General features: G+C 72.0%; 13 protein-coding genes. 4 read left to right on the top strand and 9 right to left on the bottom strand.

What is annotated here, in order from left to right:
• Nucleotides 1–61 precede the first annotated feature (61 nt).
• From V7E45_RS18325 to V7E45_RS18315, 3 genes are all read right to left on the bottom strand, one after another.
• Nucleotides 62–301, bottom strand: coding sequence for a chaplin (locus tag V7E45_RS18325; RefSeq protein ID WP_333775252.1), 240 nt, complete (start codon nt 299–301; stop codon nt 62–64).
• Between the two features lie 100 nt (nt 302–401).
• Nucleotides 402–2,690 carry a catalase gene (locus tag V7E45_RS18320; RefSeq protein WP_333775251.1) on the bottom strand — a complete coding sequence of 763 codons (2,289 nt, stop codon included), beginning with the start codon at nt 2,688–2,690 and terminating at the stop codon, nt 402–404.
• A 611-nt stretch (nt 2,691–3,301) separates the two neighbouring features.
• Nucleotides 3,302–3,682: an ANTAR domain-containing protein gene (locus V7E45_RS18315; RefSeq protein ID WP_333775250.1), complete on the bottom strand. Its 381-nt coding sequence runs from the start codon at nt 3,680–3,682 to the stop codon at nt 3,302–3,304.
• Between the two features lie 133 nt (nt 3,683–3,815).
• Here V7E45_RS18315 and V7E45_RS18310 point away from each other — a divergent pair, with 133 nt between their 5' ends.
• Nucleotides 3,816–4,772: a helix-turn-helix transcriptional regulator gene (locus V7E45_RS18310; RefSeq protein ID WP_333775249.1), complete on the top strand. Its 957-nt coding sequence runs from the start codon at nt 3,816–3,818 to the stop codon at nt 4,770–4,772.
• 49 nt (nt 4,773–4,821) lie between these two features.
• On the opposite strand, the gene V7E45_RS18305 is transcribed toward V7E45_RS18310, so the two are convergent.
• From V7E45_RS18305 to V7E45_RS18290, 4 genes are all read right to left on the bottom strand, one after another.
• On the bottom strand, nt 4,822–7,362 hold the full coding sequence (locus V7E45_RS18305; protein WP_333775248.1) for a discoidin domain-containing protein: 2,541 nt from the start codon (nt 7,360–7,362) through the stop codon (nt 4,822–4,824).
• Nucleotides 7,363–7,479: 117 nt separating this feature from the next.
• Complete coding sequence (locus V7E45_RS18300; protein ID WP_333775247.1) at nt 7,480–8,295, bottom strand: inositol monophosphatase family protein; 816 nt, start codon at nt 8,293–8,295, stop codon at nt 7,480–7,482.
• Nucleotides 8,296–8,364: 69 nt separating this feature from the next.
• Nucleotides 8,365–9,528, bottom strand: a complete 1,164-nt coding sequence (locus V7E45_RS18295) for an FAD-dependent monooxygenase (RefSeq protein ID WP_333775246.1) — start codon at nt 9,526–9,528, stop codon at nt 8,365–8,367.
• Nucleotides 9,529–9,680: 152 nt separating this feature from the next.
• A complete protein-coding gene (locus V7E45_RS18290; protein WP_333775245.1) occupies nt 9,681–10,382 on the bottom strand; it encodes an SDR family oxidoreductase in 702 nt (233 codons plus the stop codon).
• 138 nt (nt 10,383–10,520) lie between these two features.
• Here V7E45_RS18290 and V7E45_RS18285 point away from each other — a divergent pair, with 138 nt between their 5' ends.
• Complete coding sequence (locus V7E45_RS18285) at nt 10,521–11,108, top strand: hypothetical protein (RefSeq protein WP_333775244.1); 588 nt, start codon at nt 10,521–10,523, stop codon at nt 11,106–11,108.
• A 34-nt stretch (nt 11,109–11,142) separates the two neighbouring features.
• On the opposite strand, the gene V7E45_RS18280 is transcribed toward V7E45_RS18285, so the two are convergent.
• Nucleotides 11,143–13,794, bottom strand: coding sequence for a glycosyl hydrolase (locus V7E45_RS18280; RefSeq protein ID WP_333775243.1), 2,652 nt, complete (start codon nt 13,792–13,794; stop codon nt 11,143–11,145).
• Nucleotides 13,795–13,988: 194 nt separating this feature from the next.
• Nucleotides 13,989–15,083 carry a GNAT family N-acetyltransferase gene (locus tag V7E45_RS18275; protein WP_333775242.1) on the bottom strand — a complete coding sequence of 365 codons (1,095 nt, stop codon included), beginning with the start codon at nt 15,081–15,083 and terminating at the stop codon, nt 13,989–13,991.
• Nucleotides 15,084–15,598: 515 nt separating this feature from the next.
• Between V7E45_RS18275 and V7E45_RS18270 the strand changes: the two genes are divergently transcribed.
• Both V7E45_RS18270 and V7E45_RS18265 read left to right on the top strand, forming a co-directional pair.
• Nucleotides 15,599–16,060 carry a PaaI family thioesterase gene (locus V7E45_RS18270; protein ID WP_443056087.1) on the top strand — a complete coding sequence of 154 codons (462 nt, stop codon included), beginning with the start codon at nt 15,599–15,601 and terminating at the stop codon, nt 16,058–16,060.
• A gap of 224 nt (nt 16,061–16,284) precedes the next feature.
• Nucleotides 16,285–18,897, top strand: a complete 2,613-nt coding sequence (locus V7E45_RS18265; RefSeq protein WP_443056086.1) for a TIM-barrel domain-containing protein — start codon at nt 16,285–16,287, stop codon at nt 18,895–18,897.
• The last annotated feature ends 62 nt before the right edge of the window (nt 18,898–18,959 follow it).

Below are 18,959 nucleotides of genomic sequence, written 5' to 3'. Positions count from 1 at the left end.
CCCCCCCACCCGGGCCCCCCCCCCCCCCGCCCCGCGGCGCCCCCCCCCCCCCACGGTGGCGTCAGCCGTTCGTGCAGGAGCTGCCGCCGGCCGGGTTCAGCAGCCCGATGACGTCGACGGTGTCACCGCACAGGTTCAGGCCGAGGTCGACCGGCACCTGGATGACGTTGCCGGAGAGGACGCCCGGGCTGTTGGCGGCGGCGCCTACCGGGTTCGGGTCGGCCGCGAAGGCGGCCGTCGTGCCCGCCATCGCGAGGGCACCTGCGAGAACTGCCGTGGTGACGAAGCTGCGCTTGCGCATGAGTTGCCTCACTGGTTGACGAAAGGACCCTCTCATCACAACGGCAACGGGCACCGGTCGCCCGTCCTGATACGCCGTCCGGGCCGGGCGGTTGGCCCGTTCAGGTGGCGGCGGGGAACCGTTCCCAGACCCGGTGGGCGCCGAGCAGCCGGGCGGCCTCCTGGAGCGCGGTCGACACGCTGTCGGCGACGATCACCCCCGGGGCTTCCGACGGGATGCCGGCGGCCTGAAGGACCTCCTCGCCGCCCTTCGACGCGCCGATGGCCTTGCCGTGCCGGTACGCCTCGTTCAGCAGCAGCCCGACCCGGGGGTCGGCGGTCGCCTGCCGGGCGGCGGGCTGTCCCGCCTTGGCGTCCCGGGCGCCGAAGGCGTCGACTCCCACCCCGGCCGGGCCGGCCAGCAGGAGGGCGTCGAACTCGACGGAGCGTGCGGTGGCGTAGGTGCGCTGGACGGTCAGGGTGTCCGCGCCCGAGCCGAGCGTGCCGCCCGCCGGCGCGATGACCAGCGGGACCATGCCGGCGTCCAGGATCTCCTGCCGTACGGCCATTGCGCCGTCCAGGTCGCCGTCCGGGCCGGTGATGATGCCGATGACGCGGCCGTCGGTGGGCCAGGTGCGGCCGACCTGGGAGAGGGCCGGGCTGGGCTCGACGTCGGCGAGGGGGACGGTGGGCTCGGGCGCGGGCAGGCCGAGGCCGCCCGCGACGCCCGCGCACAGCTCCGGGTCGATGTTGGCGAGGACCTGCAGCGCCCGTTCCCTGATGGCCTGTTCGTAGCACTTGCCGAGTTCGAAGGAGTAGGCGCCGATGATGTGCTCGCGCTCGACCGGGCTCATGCTGAGCCAGAACCGGCGCGGCTGGCTGAAGTGGTCGTCGAACGACGCCGGTGCCTCCCGCACCTTGGTCGCCTCCGGGACCCGGACCGGTGCCTCGATGAACGCGCCGGTGTCGGCGCCGGCCGTGAACGGGCAGCCGCCGTCCAGGGAGTTGGGGCGGTAGGGCGCCACTCCGCGGTGCACCGCCGTCTGGTGCATGCCGTCCCGCAGCATGTCGTTGACGGGCGCCTGCGGCCGGTTGATCGGGATCTGGGCGAAGTTGGGGCCGCCGAGGCGGGTGATCTGGGTGTCCAGGTAGGAGAAGAGGCGGCCGGACAGCAGCGGGTCGTCGGTGATGTCGATGCCCGGCACCAGGTGGCCGGGGTGGAAGGCGATCTGCTCGGTCTCGGCGAAGAAGTTCGACGGGTTCCGGTTGAGGGTGAGCAGCCCGATGGGCTGCACCGGGGCCAGTTCCTCGGGGACGATGTTGGTCGGGTCCAGCAGGTCGATGCCCTCGAAGGTCTGGTCGGGGGTGTCGGGGAAGGTCTGGATGCCGAACTCCCACTCGGGGTAGGCGCCGGCCTCGATGGCGTCGGCGAGGTCGCGGCGGTGGAAGTCCGGGTCGACGCCGTTGATGATCTGGGCCTCCTCCCACACCAGGGAGTGCACGCCCAGTTTCGGCTTCCAGTGGAACTTGACCAGCGTCGTGCCGCCCTCTGCGTCGACCAGCCGGAAGGTGTGGATGCCGAAGCCCTCCATCGTCCGGAAGGAGCGCGGGATGCCCCGGTCGGACATGTTCCACAGCGTGTGGTGGGTGGCCTCGGTGTGCAGCGTGACGAAGTCCCAGAAGGTGTCGTGAGCACTCTGGGCCTGCGGGATCTCCCGGTCCGGGTGCGGCTTGGCGGCGTGGACGACGTCCGGGAACTTGATCGCGTCCTGGATGAAGAACACCGGGATGTTGTTGCCGACCAGGTCGAAGACGCCCTCGCTGGTGTAGAACTTCGTGGCGAAGCCGCGGGTGTCACGGACCGTGTCGGCGGAGCCGCGGGAGCCGAGGACGGTGGAGAAGCGGACGAACACCGGTGTCTCGACGTCCTCGGCGAGGAAGGCCGCCTTGGTGACGTTGGCCGCCGTGCCGTAGCTGCGGAACACACCGTGCGCTCCGGCGCCGCGCGCGTGCACCACGCGCTCCGGGATGCGCTCGTGGTCGAAGTGCATCACCTTCTCCCGCAGGTGGTGGTCCTGCAGGAGCACGGGGCCGCGGGGGCCGGCCTTCAGCGAGTGGTCGGTGTCGTACAGCCGGGTGCCCTGGGCGGTGGTGAGATAGCTGCCGCTCTGGGCCATCCGTGCCTGGTCGGCGCCGGTCGGCTGGCCGGTGGGCGAGACGGTGGCCGGGCCGGACTGGTCGGGCTTCGGGGGCAGCGGGTCGCGGGGCTCGGTCGGCTCGGCGACCGACGGGGACTCGGGAGCCGGCCTGCCGGGGACGCCGTCCTTCGGGGCCGCGTGCTCGCCGTCCTCGCCCTGCACCGCGTGGGCGACCTTCTCCGCCGCACGCTTGAGGGGGTTGGTCTCACTCATCACTACCATTCCTTCGCTGGTCACGGGGGTGCCCTGGATCGAACGAGGCGGGCTAGCGGCACGCGGGGACGGGCGCGTGCGGTGGTACGCGTACCGGCGGCCGTACGGGTCGGGTACGGCCGGATAGTCGGGCGTGGTCTTCACACCGAGGTCCCCGGGCCGGGGCATCCGAAACCGGGGATCGCATGGCATTTCCCCGTGGGGTGAAGTCGGGCCGGGAGACGACACCTTGGCGGTGCGGCCGGCCGTTCGGACGTGTTCGCCCTGACCCGGAGACCAGCGGGCGGGGTCAACGGCCCCCTGCCGGCAGTGGGTTCGCAGGAGGGCCGGTTTCTTGACCCGGTCGCGGGCCGCCATGCGCGCCCGCACTCGTCACCCTAAGCGCTGCGCCGGGGCCGCGCAGTTCGGACGCCGCCGGTCAGGGGCGTGCGACGACCGGTTCGACCCGCTGAAGACCGTCGTGGACATGGGCGCGCTCGCTCGGCGTCAGCGGCGTCTCCGCCGACGCGGCGCGGATGCGCTCGGCGCGCCGCACGGCCGTGGACGTGCGGCGGGACGCGGGGTCGCCGGCCCGTGCCCGGGGCCGGCACCGCTGACCGGTGCGCTGCGCCTCAGCCGGTCCGGCTGTCCTGACCGACGTGACCGGCGTGGCCCGCGTGGCCGGCGTGGTCGTGCTGGTCCGCCAGGGTGGTCGGGGTGGCGCCGCGGGCGTGGTCGACCGCCGCGGGCAGTGCCTCGCGGATCCGCTCGGGCAGCCGGCCCGTGGCGGGCCACCGCACCAGCGAGTCCGCGACCTCCCGCAGCTTGATGTTGGTGTGCTGCGAGATGTGCCGCAGCACCACCCAGCCGTGTTCGGGGTGCAGGCTCCCGACGGTGATGACCACGCCGATGGCCTGGTCGATGACCGCGTGCGAGACCATGGCCCGGCGCAGCTGGCGCACTTCCTCCTGCAAAGAGGAGAGCCGGTCGGGGGTCTCGTACTGTCCGGTCATATCGGGCAGCCTCCGCGCCGCGCACAGTCAGGGAAAGCCGATGCGCGAACAACATCGCGCGCCAAGGTACAGATTACGAAAAACACCTGGTCAGCGTCGATATCTGAGCGCCGTTCGGGGGCATGTGCCCCTCATGGAGACGCTCACCTTCGACAGTGCCGACCTGGCCGCGACCGAGGACTTCCTCTGCCGCGCCTACGCCAGGATGAGCATCGGCAGCAGCGCGCCCGGCGCCGGCCGGACCCGGATCGTCCGCAGCGGCGTGCCCTCCGTCAGCGTCGACGAGCTCGATCTGGACTTCGAGATGAGTTACTCGGTGACGCCCCTGGGCCGGATCTGTCTGTGTCTGGTCCATGAGGGCACCGTGCGCGACCACTCCTTCCCTGGGGTCGAGGACGCCTTCGGGCCCGGTGACGTGGTGCTGTTCGCACCGCCGGACCTGCCGTACTCGGGACGGATCTGCGCCGCCCGCTACAACATCACCATGCTCGACCCGGCCCTGCTCGGTCAGGTGGCAGCCGGCGGCCCGCACGGTGACGGGGCGGTCCGGCTGACCGGGCACCGGCCGCACTCGGCGGCCGCCGCCCGGTACCTGAGCGACGTGGTCGCCCATCTGCGCGACCATGTGCTGGCCGACCCCTCCGTCGCCGACCAGCCGCTGATCGCCTCCACGGCCGCGCAGCACCTGGCGGCGACCGTGCTGGCGACGTTCCCCAACACCGCGCTCGCCGAGCCCACGGCCGCCGATCGCGGCGACGCCCATCCGGCGACCCTGCGACGCGCCCTGGCCTTCGTCGACGACCACGCCGACCAGCCGGTGACGGTCGCCGAGATCGCCGCGGCGGCGCACGTCACCGTGCGGGCGCTGCAGTACGCGTTCCGCCGCCATCTCGGCACCACGCCCCTCGCCCACCTGCGGCGGGTACGGCTCGCGCACGCCCACCACGACCTGGCGGCCGCCGACCCGGACGGCGGGACGACGGTCACCGAGATCGCGGCCCGCTGGGGCTTCCACCACGCGGGCCGGTTCGCCGCCGAGTACCGGAAGACCTACCGGCGCGCGCCGCACCGGACGCTGGCGGACGGCTGAGAGGTGTGCGTCCCCGGACGGAGGAGTTCCGTCCGGGGACACAGCCCCGCTAGGGGAACGACGTGACCTTGGACGGGACGGTGTCCGTGCCCGAGGTCGCGGCTCCGGTGCTGTTGACTACGTGGGCGTACTGGCCCTTGCCGCCCAGGGAGATCACCAGCAGGTCGTGCATCTTGATGCCCGCGGTGGTCGGTACCTGAAAGCCGTGGGCCTGCACGATCGACGGATCGGACGTGTAGTTGCAGTAGCTGCCCAGGCCCCATGCCTCGTGCGCGGTGACCGAGTCGGCGACCTTGTAGGCCGCGTAGCCGACGATGCCGTCATGGGTGATGGCGGCGGCGTTCGGGGCGTCGTAGGCCTTCTCGTTCTGGAAGAAGATCGTCCGTCCGCGTTCTCCGCTCCAGTACACGTCGTACTTGTTGAAGTGTTCGACGAACAGGCCGGTGGCGAGCACGTCGTCGCCGTTGACCCGCAGGCCGTAGTCGGCGCGGTTGGTGTCCCAGCCGACTCCGCTGCCGTGGTCGGCCCGCCAGAGCCAGGTGTGATCGATGATCACGTTGTTGCTGTTGACCACGACCGAGTTGGTGGCGAGACCGGGTCCGGCGCCACCGATACGGACGAACACGTCCTGCATGCTGGTCGGGTCGGCCGAGTGGTCGGCGCCGGCGCCGGGGTCGCCGATCCGCAGCAGCGTGTCGGAGTTGACCGGTCCCGCGTCGATGAGGAACCCGGCGAGCTTCACGCCGTCGACGTCGGCGACGTGCATGGCGTCGACGCCGTTGTCCGGGATCAGGGTGGCGAGGCCGAGCCCGAGGACCACGGTGTCGGCGCGGGTGACGTCGATCGTCCGGTCGAGGTGGTAGACGCCGGGCGTGAAGAGGAGGTTGAGGCCCTGGGCGAGGGCCGCGTTGATGGTGGTGGCGGTCGCTCCCGGCTTGACCACGTAGAACTGGTCGAGCGGCAGCGAGGTGCCCGCGTTCGCCGGCCAGGAGACGCCCCGGGCGTTGGTCCGCTTGGCCGGGACGAACACCTTGTAGGTGGAGCCGTCCAGGTAGAGGAAGGGCTTCTCGCGGGAGACCGGTGTGGTGTCCAGGGTGGTGTACGGGCCGTTGTCGAAGTTGGTCGCGGGTGCGCCCTGGACGCCGGAGAACGTCATGTTCCACACGCCGTTGGTCCAGCCGCCGACCGAGCTGTCGCGGGTGTACCACTGCTGCTGGGAGTACGGCCCCACGGTCCCGTCGATCTTCGAGTCGGCGATGTAGCCGCCGGAGGCCCAGCCGTAGCCGTTGGGCGCGAGGTTGAGGCCGCCCTGGACGTGGATGCGGCGGAAGGGCGCCGCCTGTGCGACGGCCCAGCGGTCGGTGCCGTTGGAGGGCTTGACGGCGAGGTTCTCCGCCGAACGCCAGAAGTTCTGGGTGGCGTTGCCGTTGAACCAGCCGGCGTCCACGGTGACGTCACCGTTGATCTGGGTGTCGTCCGGGTTCAGGCCGAGTCCGGAGATGGAGGTGTAGAAGCCGATCTGGGCGTTGATGCCGTTGTAGGTGCCCGGCTTGAGCAGGAACTGGTAGCGGCCGGTGCCGAACTGGCTGGACTCCTGCTGCTTGAAGACGTCGTCGAACTTCTGCTGGAGGTTCGGGGTGGAGGGGTCGACGACGATCACGTTCGGGCCGAGGTCACCGCCGCCCTCGATCGGGGGCGTGCCGGTGCCGCCGGTGTGCACGGCGACCTCCCACAACGAGTAGCCGTAGCCGGTGCCCCGCGCGGTGCCCAGGATCCGGACGTAGCGGCCCGAGCCGCTGACGTCGTAGGAGGCGGTCCCGCCGGTCGAGCCGGTGACGCTCTTGAGGGTGTTCCAGCTCTGTCCGTCGGCGGACGCCTGGATCTGGAAGTCCTTGCCGTAGGCGGCTTCCCAGTTGAGGTCGACCGCGCACAGGTCCTTGGCCGCGCCGAGGTCCACCTGGAGCCACTGCGGGTCGGACGCCTGGCTGGACCAGCGGGTCCCGGTGTTCCCGTCGAAGGCGGCGGAGGCGGGGGTGCCGGCGTTCTCGGTGGAGGACGCCGTGGCCGGCCGGCCCTGGGCGGCGTTCGCGGAGCCGCAGGCGGTCTGGGTGCCGCCGGTGGAGCCGAACACCTGGAACTCCCAGAGGGAGTAGCCCCACTGGGTGGCGCGGCGCACGCCGAGCATGCGCACGTAGCGGCCCTGCCCGGACACGTCGAGGGTGTCGACGCCTCCGTCGGAGCCGGTGACGGACTTCAGGTCGGTCCAGGCGCTCCCGTCCTTGGAGATCTGGACCTTGTAGTCCTTGCCGTACGCGGTCTCCCAGTCGACGACGACCTGGGTGACCGACGCGGTGCTGCCCAGGTCGACCTGGAACCACTGGTCGTCGGTGGCGGCGGAGGACCAGCGGGTGCCGGTGTCACCGTCGACGCCCTTGGCGGCCGCGGTTCCGGCGTTCTCCTGCGATGACGCGGTCGCCGACTTGCCCTGCGACAGGGGGGTTTCGGCGGCGGCGGCCGGAGGGTGGGTGGTGGGCAGGGCGATCAGCGCGGCTGCGGCGGCCAGCGCGACGCCCAGGGATCTCAGTCTCATGCGGCGGCTCCATGCGGCTACAGGGGTCGTCGAGCAACCCCTCGACTTAGTTCATGTTTTGATTTAAGTGATGAACCAAGCGAGCGGCAAGCCTTCGGAAGACAAAACCTTGAACTGCTAACGCATCGGCGCCGCTTGGCCGTTGACCATCTCCAGCAGAGCGGCGTGCGTCTCGGCGTCCGCGGCCGCGATCAGGCCGCCGGTGCCGGTGTGGACGGGCTTGCCGTCGAGGCCGGTCACCGTGCAGCCGGCCGCCCGGCACAGGGCGATACCCGCCGAGAAGTGAACGCTGTCGCGCAAGTGGCCGTCGGTGACGTACGCGGCCCGGCGGCCCGCCGCCACCCAGGCGACCGCGAGGGTGGTGGACACCACGCGGGGCCGGAACCGCCGGACGAAGCCGGGGTCGGCCAGCAGCCGGGCGGCCTGGAAGCCGGGGGCGTTGGGGAACGGCGGGTCGAGGTTGACGTCCACCAGCCGGGTGGCGGGTGACGGCACCAGTGCCTCGTCGCGGCCCTCGTATCGCATCCGGGCCCGCTGTCCGTCGGTCCAGAAGACCTCTCCGCCGAACGGGTCCGCGGTCGCCGCCGCCGTGATCCCGCCGTCCACGCGCAGGGCCACGTTCACCCCCACCAGCATGGAACGCGAGGCGAAGTTGAGGGTGCCGCACAGCGGGTCGACGAGCCATCGGCGCCGGGCGTCGGCGGCGCCGCTGCTTCCACTCTCCTCACCTGTCACGGCGTCGGCGGGCCGTGCGGCGCGCAGCACGCCCACGATGGCCTCCTCGGCCGCGAGGTCAGCCGCCGTGGCGAAGTCACCGGCGGACTTCTCGAAGCGGTCCCCCGGTTCGCCGTACATCGCGCGGACCACGGCCGCGCCCGCCTGCGCCGCCCTGACGGCGAGCCGGTCGTCCGGCTCCGAGTCGATCATCGCCATCCGGGCAGGATAGCTTCCCCCTCACAACTGGGCGGACACGAAGGGAGTTCGGTGGGCGGGGGCCGCCACTCAGCGCTCCGTGCCGACGGCGGGCAGCGGGGTCTCCCAGGTCAGCTGGTGGATCAGCGCCTCGTCGGGCTCGTGGCCGCCGGACGGGGCGCGCGACGGAGCGCGGGTGCCCCGGGAGATGCCGCCGCTGACGGTGATGTTCTGCTCGACGCGCGGACGGCGGTGGTGCTCATAGCGGGCGAAGGCGGTGGCGGGGTCGGGGGCGTCGCGCAGCGCCTTGGCGAGGACGACGGCGTCCTCCAGCGCCATGGAGGCGCCCTGTCCGGTGGCCGGTGACGCCGCGTGGGCCGCGTCGCCGATCAGGAGGACGCGCCCGGTGTGCCAGGGGGTGCCGAGCGGCATCTCGGTGGCGTTGACGGCCATGACGGGACCGGCGCAGGCCGCGACGATCCCGGCGGCGGGGGTGTCGTCCCCGGAGAGCAGCGGGAGCAGTTCGGCGCGCGGCTCGCCGGCCGGCCGGTCCGGGGCCTGCCCCGCGGGCAGCGGGTCGCCGCCGGCCCGGGCGAACCAGTACGTCCGTCCGTCCGGTGAGACGGCGTACCCGAAGGCGGCCGCGCTACCGCGCACCATGGTGATGGCGCCAGTGGGCTCGGCGGCGGGAGCGCCGTCCGTGTAGCCGTAGAAGACGCGCTGGCCCGCGTACTCGGGCTGGGCCGTGGGCGCGACGACGAGCCGGCGGACGGCCGAGTTCAGGCCGTCCGCGCCGATCAGCAGGTCCGCGGTGAACGTGCCGCCGTCGGCGAAGTGCGCGGTGACGCCGTCGGGGGTGTCCTTGACGGACACCAGGCGGGTGCCGTGCCGCAGGGGTACGCCGCGGCGGAGCACCTCGCCCTGCAGGGCCGTGTTCAGTTCGCCGCGGCGCAGGCAGCGGTAGCGCAGGGCCGGGTCGTCCGCCCCGCCGAGCGGCGCGTGTGCCGCCTCGGCGCCCCGGCTGTCGAGCAGGCGCAGGGAAGTCAGCGGAAAACCGACGGCCGTGACGGCGTCCGTGGCGTCGAGCTGGGCCAGGGCGCGCATACCGTTGCTCGCCAGCGTCAGGAACGCGCCGATGTCCTCGGCGGCGTCGGGGTGCGCCTCGACGAGGGTCACGTCGTGTCCGGCCTTGTGCAGGCCGAGCGCCGCCGCCGTGCCCGCGATGCCGCCGCCGGTCACCAGGATGCGTGCCATCGGTTCCACCCCACCGTCCGTCCGGTACCTCGACCGGTGGCACAGGTACGCCATGGAGGGCGGTGCGGGCAAACCGGGGCACCACTTCCGGTCGTGTCGGCGCGGCCGGAAGTGAGCGGGGCTCGCCGGTCACCGCCGCCGGGGCGCCGGGCTCACCCGGCGAGCTGCGGGTACAGCGAGCCGAGGTCCTGCGAGAGGACCGACTTGACCCAGCGGGTGGTGTCGTCGCCGAGCACCTCGTGCGCTCCGGACTCGACACCGTCGAGGGCGGCCACGGCGATGTCGCGAGCGTTCGCCTTGGGGGCGTCGACGCCCGACGTCATGTCGGTGTCCACGTAGGCCATGTGCAGACCGGTGACCTCGATGCCGCGCGGGCGCAGGTCGAGGCGGAGGCTGTTGGTCTGCGACCACAGGGCGGCCTTGGTGGAGCTGTAGCTGCTGCCGTCGGCGGCCCAGGACAGTGCGGAGTGGACGTTGAGGATGTGGCCGCCGCCGTTGCGCTCGATGACCGGCACGAAGGCGCGGGTGAGGAGCAGCGGGCCGTAGTAGTTGGTCTCGAACTCGTGGCGGATGTCGTCGAGGGGCGAGCCGAGGACACGGGCGCCGGTGGAGACGCCGGCGTTGTTGATCAGCACGGTGACGTCGGGCGCCTGTTCGGCCAGGGCGGCCACGGAGGCGGGGTCGGTCACCTCCAGGGGCAGGGCGACGGCGTCGGGGTGGGTGACGGTGCGGGGGTCGCGGGCGGTGGCGTACACCTTGCCGGCGCCCCGTTCGTACGCCTCCTCGACCAGAGCCTTTCCGATGCCCCGGCTGCCGCCGGTGACGAGGACGACGGAGTTCTTGAGTGCGGTCACGGCAGTCTCCAGACAAGTGAAACCGATCGGTTTCCCCTCAGCGTAAACCGATCGGTTTCCTGCGTCGAGCCGGGGGTCACGTCGCCGGGCCCGGGGCATCCTGGAAGGCGCACGAACGGCGAGCGGGGAGGTGCGCGCATGCGAGGGTGGGGCGGCGGCCGGCGGGCCGCCGTGGTGGTCGTACTGCTGGCGGGGTGCGGCGCGCCGGCGGGTGGTGGTACGGGCGCGGGCCCCGGCCCGTCGGAGAGCGCGGGCACCGGCACGGGAGCCGGGCAGAGCGGTTCGTCCGGGCCGGCGCGGCCGTCGCACGCGCAGCCGTCGGCGCCCGCTCGGTCGACGCCGTCGCTGCCGACGCGCGCTCCCGGATCGCCCTCCGCCCCGGCCGACGGGTGCGCCGCCGGGCGGGCGGAGGTCACCGTCTCCCCCGGCGGCCCCCTCCGGCAGCGGCTGTGTGTACGGCCCGGGACCGTGGTGACCCTGGTGCTGCGCCCGCGCCTGGACGACAGAAGGTGGACCGGGGTGCGCAGTTCGGCCCCGGCCCTGGTCGTCCCGGCCGGGTGGCACGTGGACGGGGACGGCACCGCGCACGCCGTCCTGCGCTGTGCGGGCACCCGGGGCGGCGGCGCCGAGGTGACCGCGGCGGCCAGGGCGCCGGACGTGGCGGGCGCGGCGCGCCCCGCCTTCACGCTGCGCCTGGACGTGGTGCAGCACGCACAGGAGGGGTGACCCCGCGGGCCACCCCTCCGTCGTGCGGGACCGGTCAGCGCAGCGAACGCAGCCTGACCGCGTAGATGCCCCGGCCGTGGGTGGCCGCGTACAGCGTGCCGCCGCCGGGACCGGTCTTGAGCTGGAGCACGGCGACGGCCGGCAGGCTGCCGACGCGCTCCCACCTCGTACGGCCCGGCGCCCGGTAGACGACGCCCAGGTCGGTGGCGACGGCGAGGCCGCCGTCAGCCGTCACCAGCGCGGAGTCGGTCGGCACGTCCGGAAGGTTCGCCGAGATGTCCTTCCAGGTCGTGCCACCGTCCTTGGACTCGAATACGTGCCCGACGCCCGCGCCCGGACCCTCGGTCCAGTGCCGGGAGAAGCCGTTGACCGCGAGGAAGACGTGGTCGGCGTTCTTCGGGTCGACGGCGAAGCCGCTGAGGTAGCGGTTGGGCACGGTGCCGCTCACCGGCAGGGCGATGTCGTGCCAGCCGGTGCCGTCCGAGTTGCCCACGGCGATGCCCCGGGCGAAGCCCTGGTTGTTGCACGGACCGCACCAGGCGGCGTAGATCTTCCCGCCGGAGGCCGCGACCGCGGTGGCGACGCGACCGGCGCCGAAGTCGTGGACGCTGGTCCACTCCGAGCCACTGCGGATGGCGTAGCCGTGGGTCTGCACCCAGATGTGGCGGCCGCCGGCGATCCAGGTGGAGCCGTTCTTCAGGTCCGTGGCGAGCGGGGCGATGAAGCGGGCCTCGCTGGTGGCGTTGTCGGGCGGCGCGACGCCGTAGGAGGTGGCCTTGCTCGCGTCGGTGGTCCAGCTTCCGTCGTTGACGGCGCAGTTGTTGGTGACCTGGATCGCGAGGTAGACGTACTCCTGGGCGATGTTGCAGCCGTTGGCGGGGTCGGTGAGGGTGTCGCCGCCGTCGCCGCCGAAGTCGGAGCCCATCACCTTGTCGTTGCTGCGCAGGATGGACTGGCCGTTGTCCTGCAGGCCGCCGGTGACGGACACACCGCCGTGGTCGAGGTCCTTGCCGATGCCCACCGAGTAGTACTGGAGGGTGTCGATGGTGCCGTCGTTGAGGGACGTCCAGTCGGTGGCGTGGCCCGAGGCGTCCTGGCTGCCGTTCACGGGGCGCCGGTAGACGCCGCCGTCGTTGCCGACGTAGACGAAGCTCTTGCCGTGGAGGCGGCCGATCGCGACGCCGTGCTGGTCGGAGTGGGTGGTCTGGTTGCAGTCACCGGTCTGCTTGGCCGGGTCGATGCTCCAGCAGGAGAAGCCGAAGTTCCAGTACGGGCCGACGGTGGACCAGGTGCCGCCGCCGTCCTTGGTCTCGTAGACCTCCTCGAGACCCGCGTAGACATGCCGCGGGTCGCTGGGGTCGACGGTGAGGAACTGGTTGTACCAGGCCTGGACGCCCGGCATGTAGCCGGGCGAGGTGAGCGCCGAGTTGTCGGCGGCCAGGCCCTTGTAGTCGGCGATCTTCGTCCAGGGGCCGGTGGGCGAACCGGACTTGGAGACGAAGATGCCCTCGAGGCCGCTGTCCGGGTTGGTGCTGAGCTGCTCCGGGGACTGGTCGATGGCGTAGTAGCGGGAGCCGTCGGCGGAGCGGGCGAAGGTGACGTTGCCGACGTTGTCGGGGTCGGCGGGCAGGTCACCGAGGCCGTCGGTGATCCGCGTCCAGGTGCCGTGGCTCTTCGCGTAGAAGCCGTTGTAGTCGTCGCCGCTGCGCCAGCCGACGGCGAGGACCACCTTGGACGGGTCCTTGGGGTCGACGGCGATGTCGTTGGCGATGTTCTTGTACGGGGCGCCCGGGTCGTCGGCCTTCGAACCGCCCGGCAGGAAGTCCGGGTTGGGCGCGAACTCCAGCTTCCACGAGCCGCTCAGCTTCTTCGTGGAGTGGCTCCAGACGCCCTCGCTGGTGGCCGCCCACACCTTGCCGCCGCCGAAGCGCAGTTCGTGGATGGTCGTGCTGTCCAGCTCGTCGCCGCCGACCCGCAGGCGCGCGGAGAAGCTGCCGTGGTGCGGGTGGGCCAGGACGTAGACGCCGCTGCCGAGGTAGGCGTCGGCGTTGGTGGTGGCCTCGCCGGTGCCCAGCCACAGCCGGCCGGCCCCGTCGAGGGCGAGGGCGCCGGTGGACTGCGCGGGCAGCGCGTCGCTGATGGGCTGCCAGTGGCCGCCGCCGTGGCGCGAGCGCCAGACTCCGCCGCCGGCGCTGCCCGCGTAGACGTAGCCGTCGTCGTCGGCCGCGAGCGCGGCCATGCGGCCGGTCACGTTGCCGGACCCGCCGCTGGAGTTGGAGTCGATGTCGCGGTAGCGCGCGTCGTCGGAGTTGTACGGCAGATCGGTCAGATTGCGCCAGGCGCCCTTGGTGGCGGGCAGCTTCCGCAGCTCGCGCCAGGCGGCTCCGTACGCGCCCGGAGCGATGACACCGGGCGAGGTACGGGCCTCGGCGTACTGGTCCGCTCCCTCGGCGATCTCGTCCGCTTCGTTGCCGTCGTCGTCATCGGCCTGGAGCCGGGGGGACGACGAGGCCCGGGCACCCACCGACTGCTCGCGTTCCTTGGCGAGTTGGTGGAGAGTACGGACTCCGAAGGGATCTGCGCCGCCGCGTCCGGACGCGGCGGACGGCGGTATCGCCACGAGCGCGGCGGACGCGGTGAGCGCGCAGACGGTGAACCACCGTCTGCCGCGGGTTGGCACGGACACCAGGGACCTCCAAGAAGGGGCATCGACACTGCCGACGCAGGAGACCCGATCATCCGGACGGCCGGATGTCCGCCACTTGGCGCATTTTTGACGAGAACCTGCCAGTAATTGCCGGTCCCGTCATCGAATTTGCGACGCGGCACGGCTCCGGCCGGCCGCGCCGCCGTACGGTCACCCGATGCCGCCGGTCGCGCCTAGCCGCCGGTCACCCCGTCCCGGGTGCGCAGTTGGCCCACCGTCCTCAGCAGCCTGTCGGCCGGCTCGCGCAGCCGGGGATGGGCCAGGACCGTGTTCCGCAGGCCGCGTACCGGCCTGCGCCACATCCGCCGGGCCACGGCCACGGGGTGGGCGCGGGCGGCGAACCCCTCCCCGACCCGTAGTTCCCTGGTCTTGAGCCAGTCCTTGTACTCCTTGTCGCCGCGCCCCAGATCGACCAGGGTCACCCCGTGCCGGGCGGCGGCCTCGGCCGTCCTCAGGTGCATCATCAGGCCCGGTGAGTAGTAGTGCAGTTCGGGATCGTAGGCGGTGAACCAGGCGGCCAGGACCGTGCTGGAACGTGGGCCGAAGTGGGCGGCGACCGGGCGGTCACCGGCGTACAGCACGGAGAGCACACCGGTGAAGTGCTCCTCGCGCACATGGAACAGGTGGTTCACGAGGTCGACGATCCAGGGCCGCGAGAACCGGTCCATCCGTCCGGTCCGGCGGTACTGGGCGGACTTCCAGCGCATGAGGGTGCCGAGCATCCGCGGGTCCCGTTCGTCGAACTCGAACCGCACCTCGCCGAGGTCGCGGCCGATCCGGCGCTCCTTCTTCAGCGTCGTCTTGGCCAGCCCGGGGTAGGTGCCGCGCAGCCACTCCGGATAGCCGCCGTCGCCGGGTTTCACGTCGATGACCGGAGAGGCGAAGGTGCCGGTGACGTGTGCGGCGAACGGCCGCTGCTCCTGCACGAGATGGTCGAACTCGAAGATGCTGAGACCGCAGGCGGCCAGCAACTCCCCCGGCTCCCAGACGACTCCGGGCCGGTGCACCAGGGCCTGGCAGTCGGACAGGCCGAGCCCGATGGCCCGGCCGGTGCCGAGCGGCCCCCGTTCGTAGGGCAGGAAGCCGACCGGATCGCCGCCCTCCCGCAGGACCGCCACCCGTGCCCCGCCGCGGTGCCGGCCGACGCCGATCGTGAACTCCGGTGCCAGGAAGGGGTTCGCGTACTCGGGTGACTCGTCCATCGCCCGGTGCCAGGCTCCGCGCAGGGCGGCGGTCAGGTCACCGGGTCTGTGGATGGTGATCTCCACCTCAGATCGACCGCCCTTCCGCCGGGGACACGAGCGCCGTGTCCCGCGCGGCACAGACCGGTGAGGCGTGTGCGTCCTGGCTCATGGATCGCATGGGCCGCTCCCCCCATGACGCGCCTGGCGCGTCCTGCCGTTCCTTCTGCCGACTCGGTTCCCCGCCGTGCGCCGACGCCCAAACCTCGCGAAACAGTACGCACACCGTCAAGGGTGCCTCAGGCGACGGTCGGTCCGCCATGGGTCTGCGGACATCGGTGACGAGTCAGGACGGATGGCGGGATTCTCACGCCCCCCTGCGGCGAGGGCGCCGCCTGGTCCGGAGCCACCCCATACGTTCGGCGGGGGCCGGCCGGTCAACGCCTGCTCCTGATGTAGAGCTTGAGCTCCACGAGCACCGCGAAACTTTTGCCGGCGCGTGGCGTGTTCGGGTCTACGGGACCGGGCCGGGACCGCCGGCCCTGGCACACTGCCTGGTCGACCTTCGCAGTGATCACGGCAGTCACGAAAGGCGGTACGCCATGTCCTCCTCCGAACCGGCCGCACAAGCCGCACCGGCCGAACCGGAAGCACCCAAGCCCGGCGACCTGCTGGCCACGATGCCGTTCGCGGCCGGCCTCGGCATCGAGTTGCACGAGGCCACGGCCGAGCGCACCGTCGGCAGCCTGGCCTGGTCACCGGACGTCTGTACGGCGGGCGGTGCCCTGCACGGCGGGGCGCTGATGGCGCTGGCGGACAGCGTCGGCGCCGTGTGCGCCTACCTCAATCTGCCCGAAGGGGCCTCCGGCACCTCGACGGTGGAGTCGAAGACCAACTTCCTGCGGGCGGTGACCGCCGGCGGTGTCCGCGCGATGGCCCGCCCCCTGCACCTGGGCGGCACCCTCCTCGTGGTGCAGACCGACCTGCGTGACGACCGGGACCGGCTCGTCGGGCAGACGACGCAGACACAGATCGTGCTCCGCGGGAACCCCGGCCGGGCCTGAGCGCGACGAAGGCCGGCCCCCTCGCGGAGGGGGCCGGCCTTCGTCGTGCCCGGCCGCGTTCCACCCTTCGGTATTGACATGAACCTGCACCCACCGCGAGTCTTCGTGCGTGAAGTTGCTCGATTGAAGCTCGTTTCGAGCGCTTCCGAGCACAAGCCTTACGAACAGTCAGTCCGCGATGGTGCGATGGGAGCTGTTCCTCCGTGCGAAGACTCCGACACCGTGTGCCGCGTCCGGCCTGGATCCCGGCCGCTCTGGCGACCGCCCTGGCCGGGGCCCTGCTCGTCGCCCCGGCCCCCGCCGAGGCCGCAGCGACGGCCGGCGCCGTCCTCGACTCCACCCACAGCAGCGTGAGTTGGCAGAGCCCCGGGTACGCCAAGGGCACCGGCGGCGGCACCGAGAGCTGTCCGGCCGACGACCCGGACGACAAGGTCTGCGACCGCTTCGACCTGACCGTTTCGGTGCCGGACGGCTACTGGGACGACAACCCCGAGGGCGGTGTCCCGCTGTCGGTGAAGTGGGACGAACCCGCCGCCGACTTCGACCTGTACGTCTACGACGACCACGGCAAGCAGGTCGCCTCCAGCGCCGGCACCGCCGACCCCGAGGCCACGGTGATCCCGCGCGCCTCGGGGACCTACCACGTGGTGGTCGTGCCGTACGACGTGCACGACGACTCCTTCACCGGCACCGCGTACCTGCCCGCGACCACGGACGCCGGCGACCTCACGTCCTTCTCCGGGCGCGACGGCAGCTACACGATCGGCGCCGGGCGGCTCAGGGCCCGCGCCGACTTCCTTACGGGTGGCCGGCTGCGGCTCCAGGCCGACCCGTCGGGCGCGCTGAGCGATCCGGCCGGTGACGCCATCGTGCGCGCGCGGCCCGCGCCCGAGCGGCACACCTCGTCCTTCGACGCGGGCGACTACTACGGCATCCGCTCCCCGGACGCGGTCCTGCGCGTGTACAAGAAGCCGCTGCGGTTCGGGCTGTACAAGCCCGACGACCGCACCCGGATCTGGCAGGAGGACAAGCCGCTGCGCTGGTCCACCGGCGGCATGCGGCAGAGCCTGACACGGGGCGCCGACGAGCAGTTCTTCGGTGGCGGCGAGCAGAACGGCGGCTTCTCGCACCGCGGGCGGACCGTGTACGTGGCGAACAGCTTCGACTGGAACGAGGGCGGCTACAACAACTCCCAGCCGTTCTACGTCTCCAGCGCCGGCTACGGCGTCTTCCGCAACACCTTCGCGCCGGGTGTGTACACCTTCGGCTCGCCGGTCACCACGGGCCAGCAGGAACGGCGCCTGGACGCCTACTACTTCCTCGGCGACGCCAAGCAGGTGATCGGAAAGTACACGGCGTTGACGGGCCGCCCCTTCATGCCACCGGTCTACGGCCTGGAACCCGGCGACTCCGACTGCTACCTGCACAACGCCAACCGGGGCGAGCGGCACACCCTGGACGCCCTCAAGGTCGCCGACGGGTACACCGAGCACGGCATGCCGCTCGGCTGGATGCTCGTCAACGACGGCTACGGCTGCGGCTACGAGAACCTGGAGCAGACGGCCGAGGGCCTCACGGACCACCACGCCCAGCTCGGCCTGTGGACCCAGGACGGCATCGGCAAGCTGGCCGACCAGGTCAGGGCCGGACAGCGGGTGGCCAAGCTCGACGTGGCCTGGGTCGGCAACGGCTACAAGTTCGCGCTGGACGCCTGCGACGCGGCCAAGAAGGGGATCGAGGACAACAGCGACGCCCGCGGCTTCGTCTGGCTGCCCGTGTCCTGGGCAGGCGCCCAGCGCTGCGGGGTGCTGTGGTCCGGCGACCAGAAGCTGTCCTGGGACTACATCCGCTGGCAGATCCCGACCTACGCCGGGGCGACCATGTCCGGCATCGCCTACGACACCGGCGACGTGGGCAGCATCTACCGCCACGACGCCAAGATGTACGCCCGCGACCTCCAGTGGAAGGCGTTCCTGCCGGCGATCATGACGATGGACGGCTGGGCGAGCGACATCACCACGGGCAGGCCGGCCGATCAGCAGCCGTGGGTCGACGGGGAGCCGTACACCTCGGTCAACCGCAAGTACCTCCAGCTGAAGGAGCGGCTGCTGCCGTACATGTACACCCTGTCGGCCCAGGCGGCGAAGACGGGCGTCGGCGCGGTGCGCCCGCTCTGGCTGGAGTACCCGGACGACCCGGACACCCTCGGCGAGCAGGCCAAGTACGAGTTCCTGTCCGGACCCGACTTCCTCGTCGCCCCGGTCTACCAGGACTCCGACACCCGCGACGGCATCTATCTGCCCAAGGGCACCTGGACCGACTACTGGACGGGCCGCACCTACCACGGTCCGACCACCCTGAACGGCTACCACGCACCGCTGGACACACTCCCGCTGTTCGTGCGCGAGGGCGCCGTCGTGCCCATGTGGCCGAAGGGCACGACCAGTTGGCAGACCCGCGACCGGCACGAGCTGGACTGGGACCTGTACCCGGCGGCCCACGGCACCAGCCACTACACGCTGTACGAGGACGACGGCGTGACCCGTGACTTCGCCAAGGGGTCCGCCGCCACCCAGCGCGTGTCGATGCGGGCCGGCGCCGGTGGGACGACCGTGACGGTCGGCGCGAGCCGGGGCGACTACACGGGCAAGGTGGACGCGCGGACCCACCGGTTCACGGTGCACGGCGGCCTGGCGCCCGCGCGGGTGCTCCTGGACGGGCGGCGACTCCCGCGCTCGGCCTGGTCGTACGACCCGGACACCCGGGTCACGACCGTCACCACCCCGAGCCGGTCGCTGGACCGGGCGTTCACCCTGCGGCTGGTCGACGGGAGGTAAAGAAACCGTATGGTCTAGTCCAAAGAGAAAGTTGGTCTAGTCCAACTCATTGACGTGAGCGC

Origin of the sequence: Streptomyces sp. IBSBF 3136, assembly GCF_036815105.1 — a bacterium.
Classification (GTDB): Bacteria; Actinomycetota; Actinomycetes; order Streptomycetales; family Streptomycetaceae; genus Streptomyces.
The sequence above is the reverse complement of the archived record's forward strand: the minus strand, read 5'-3'. Positions and strand labels throughout refer to the sequence as shown.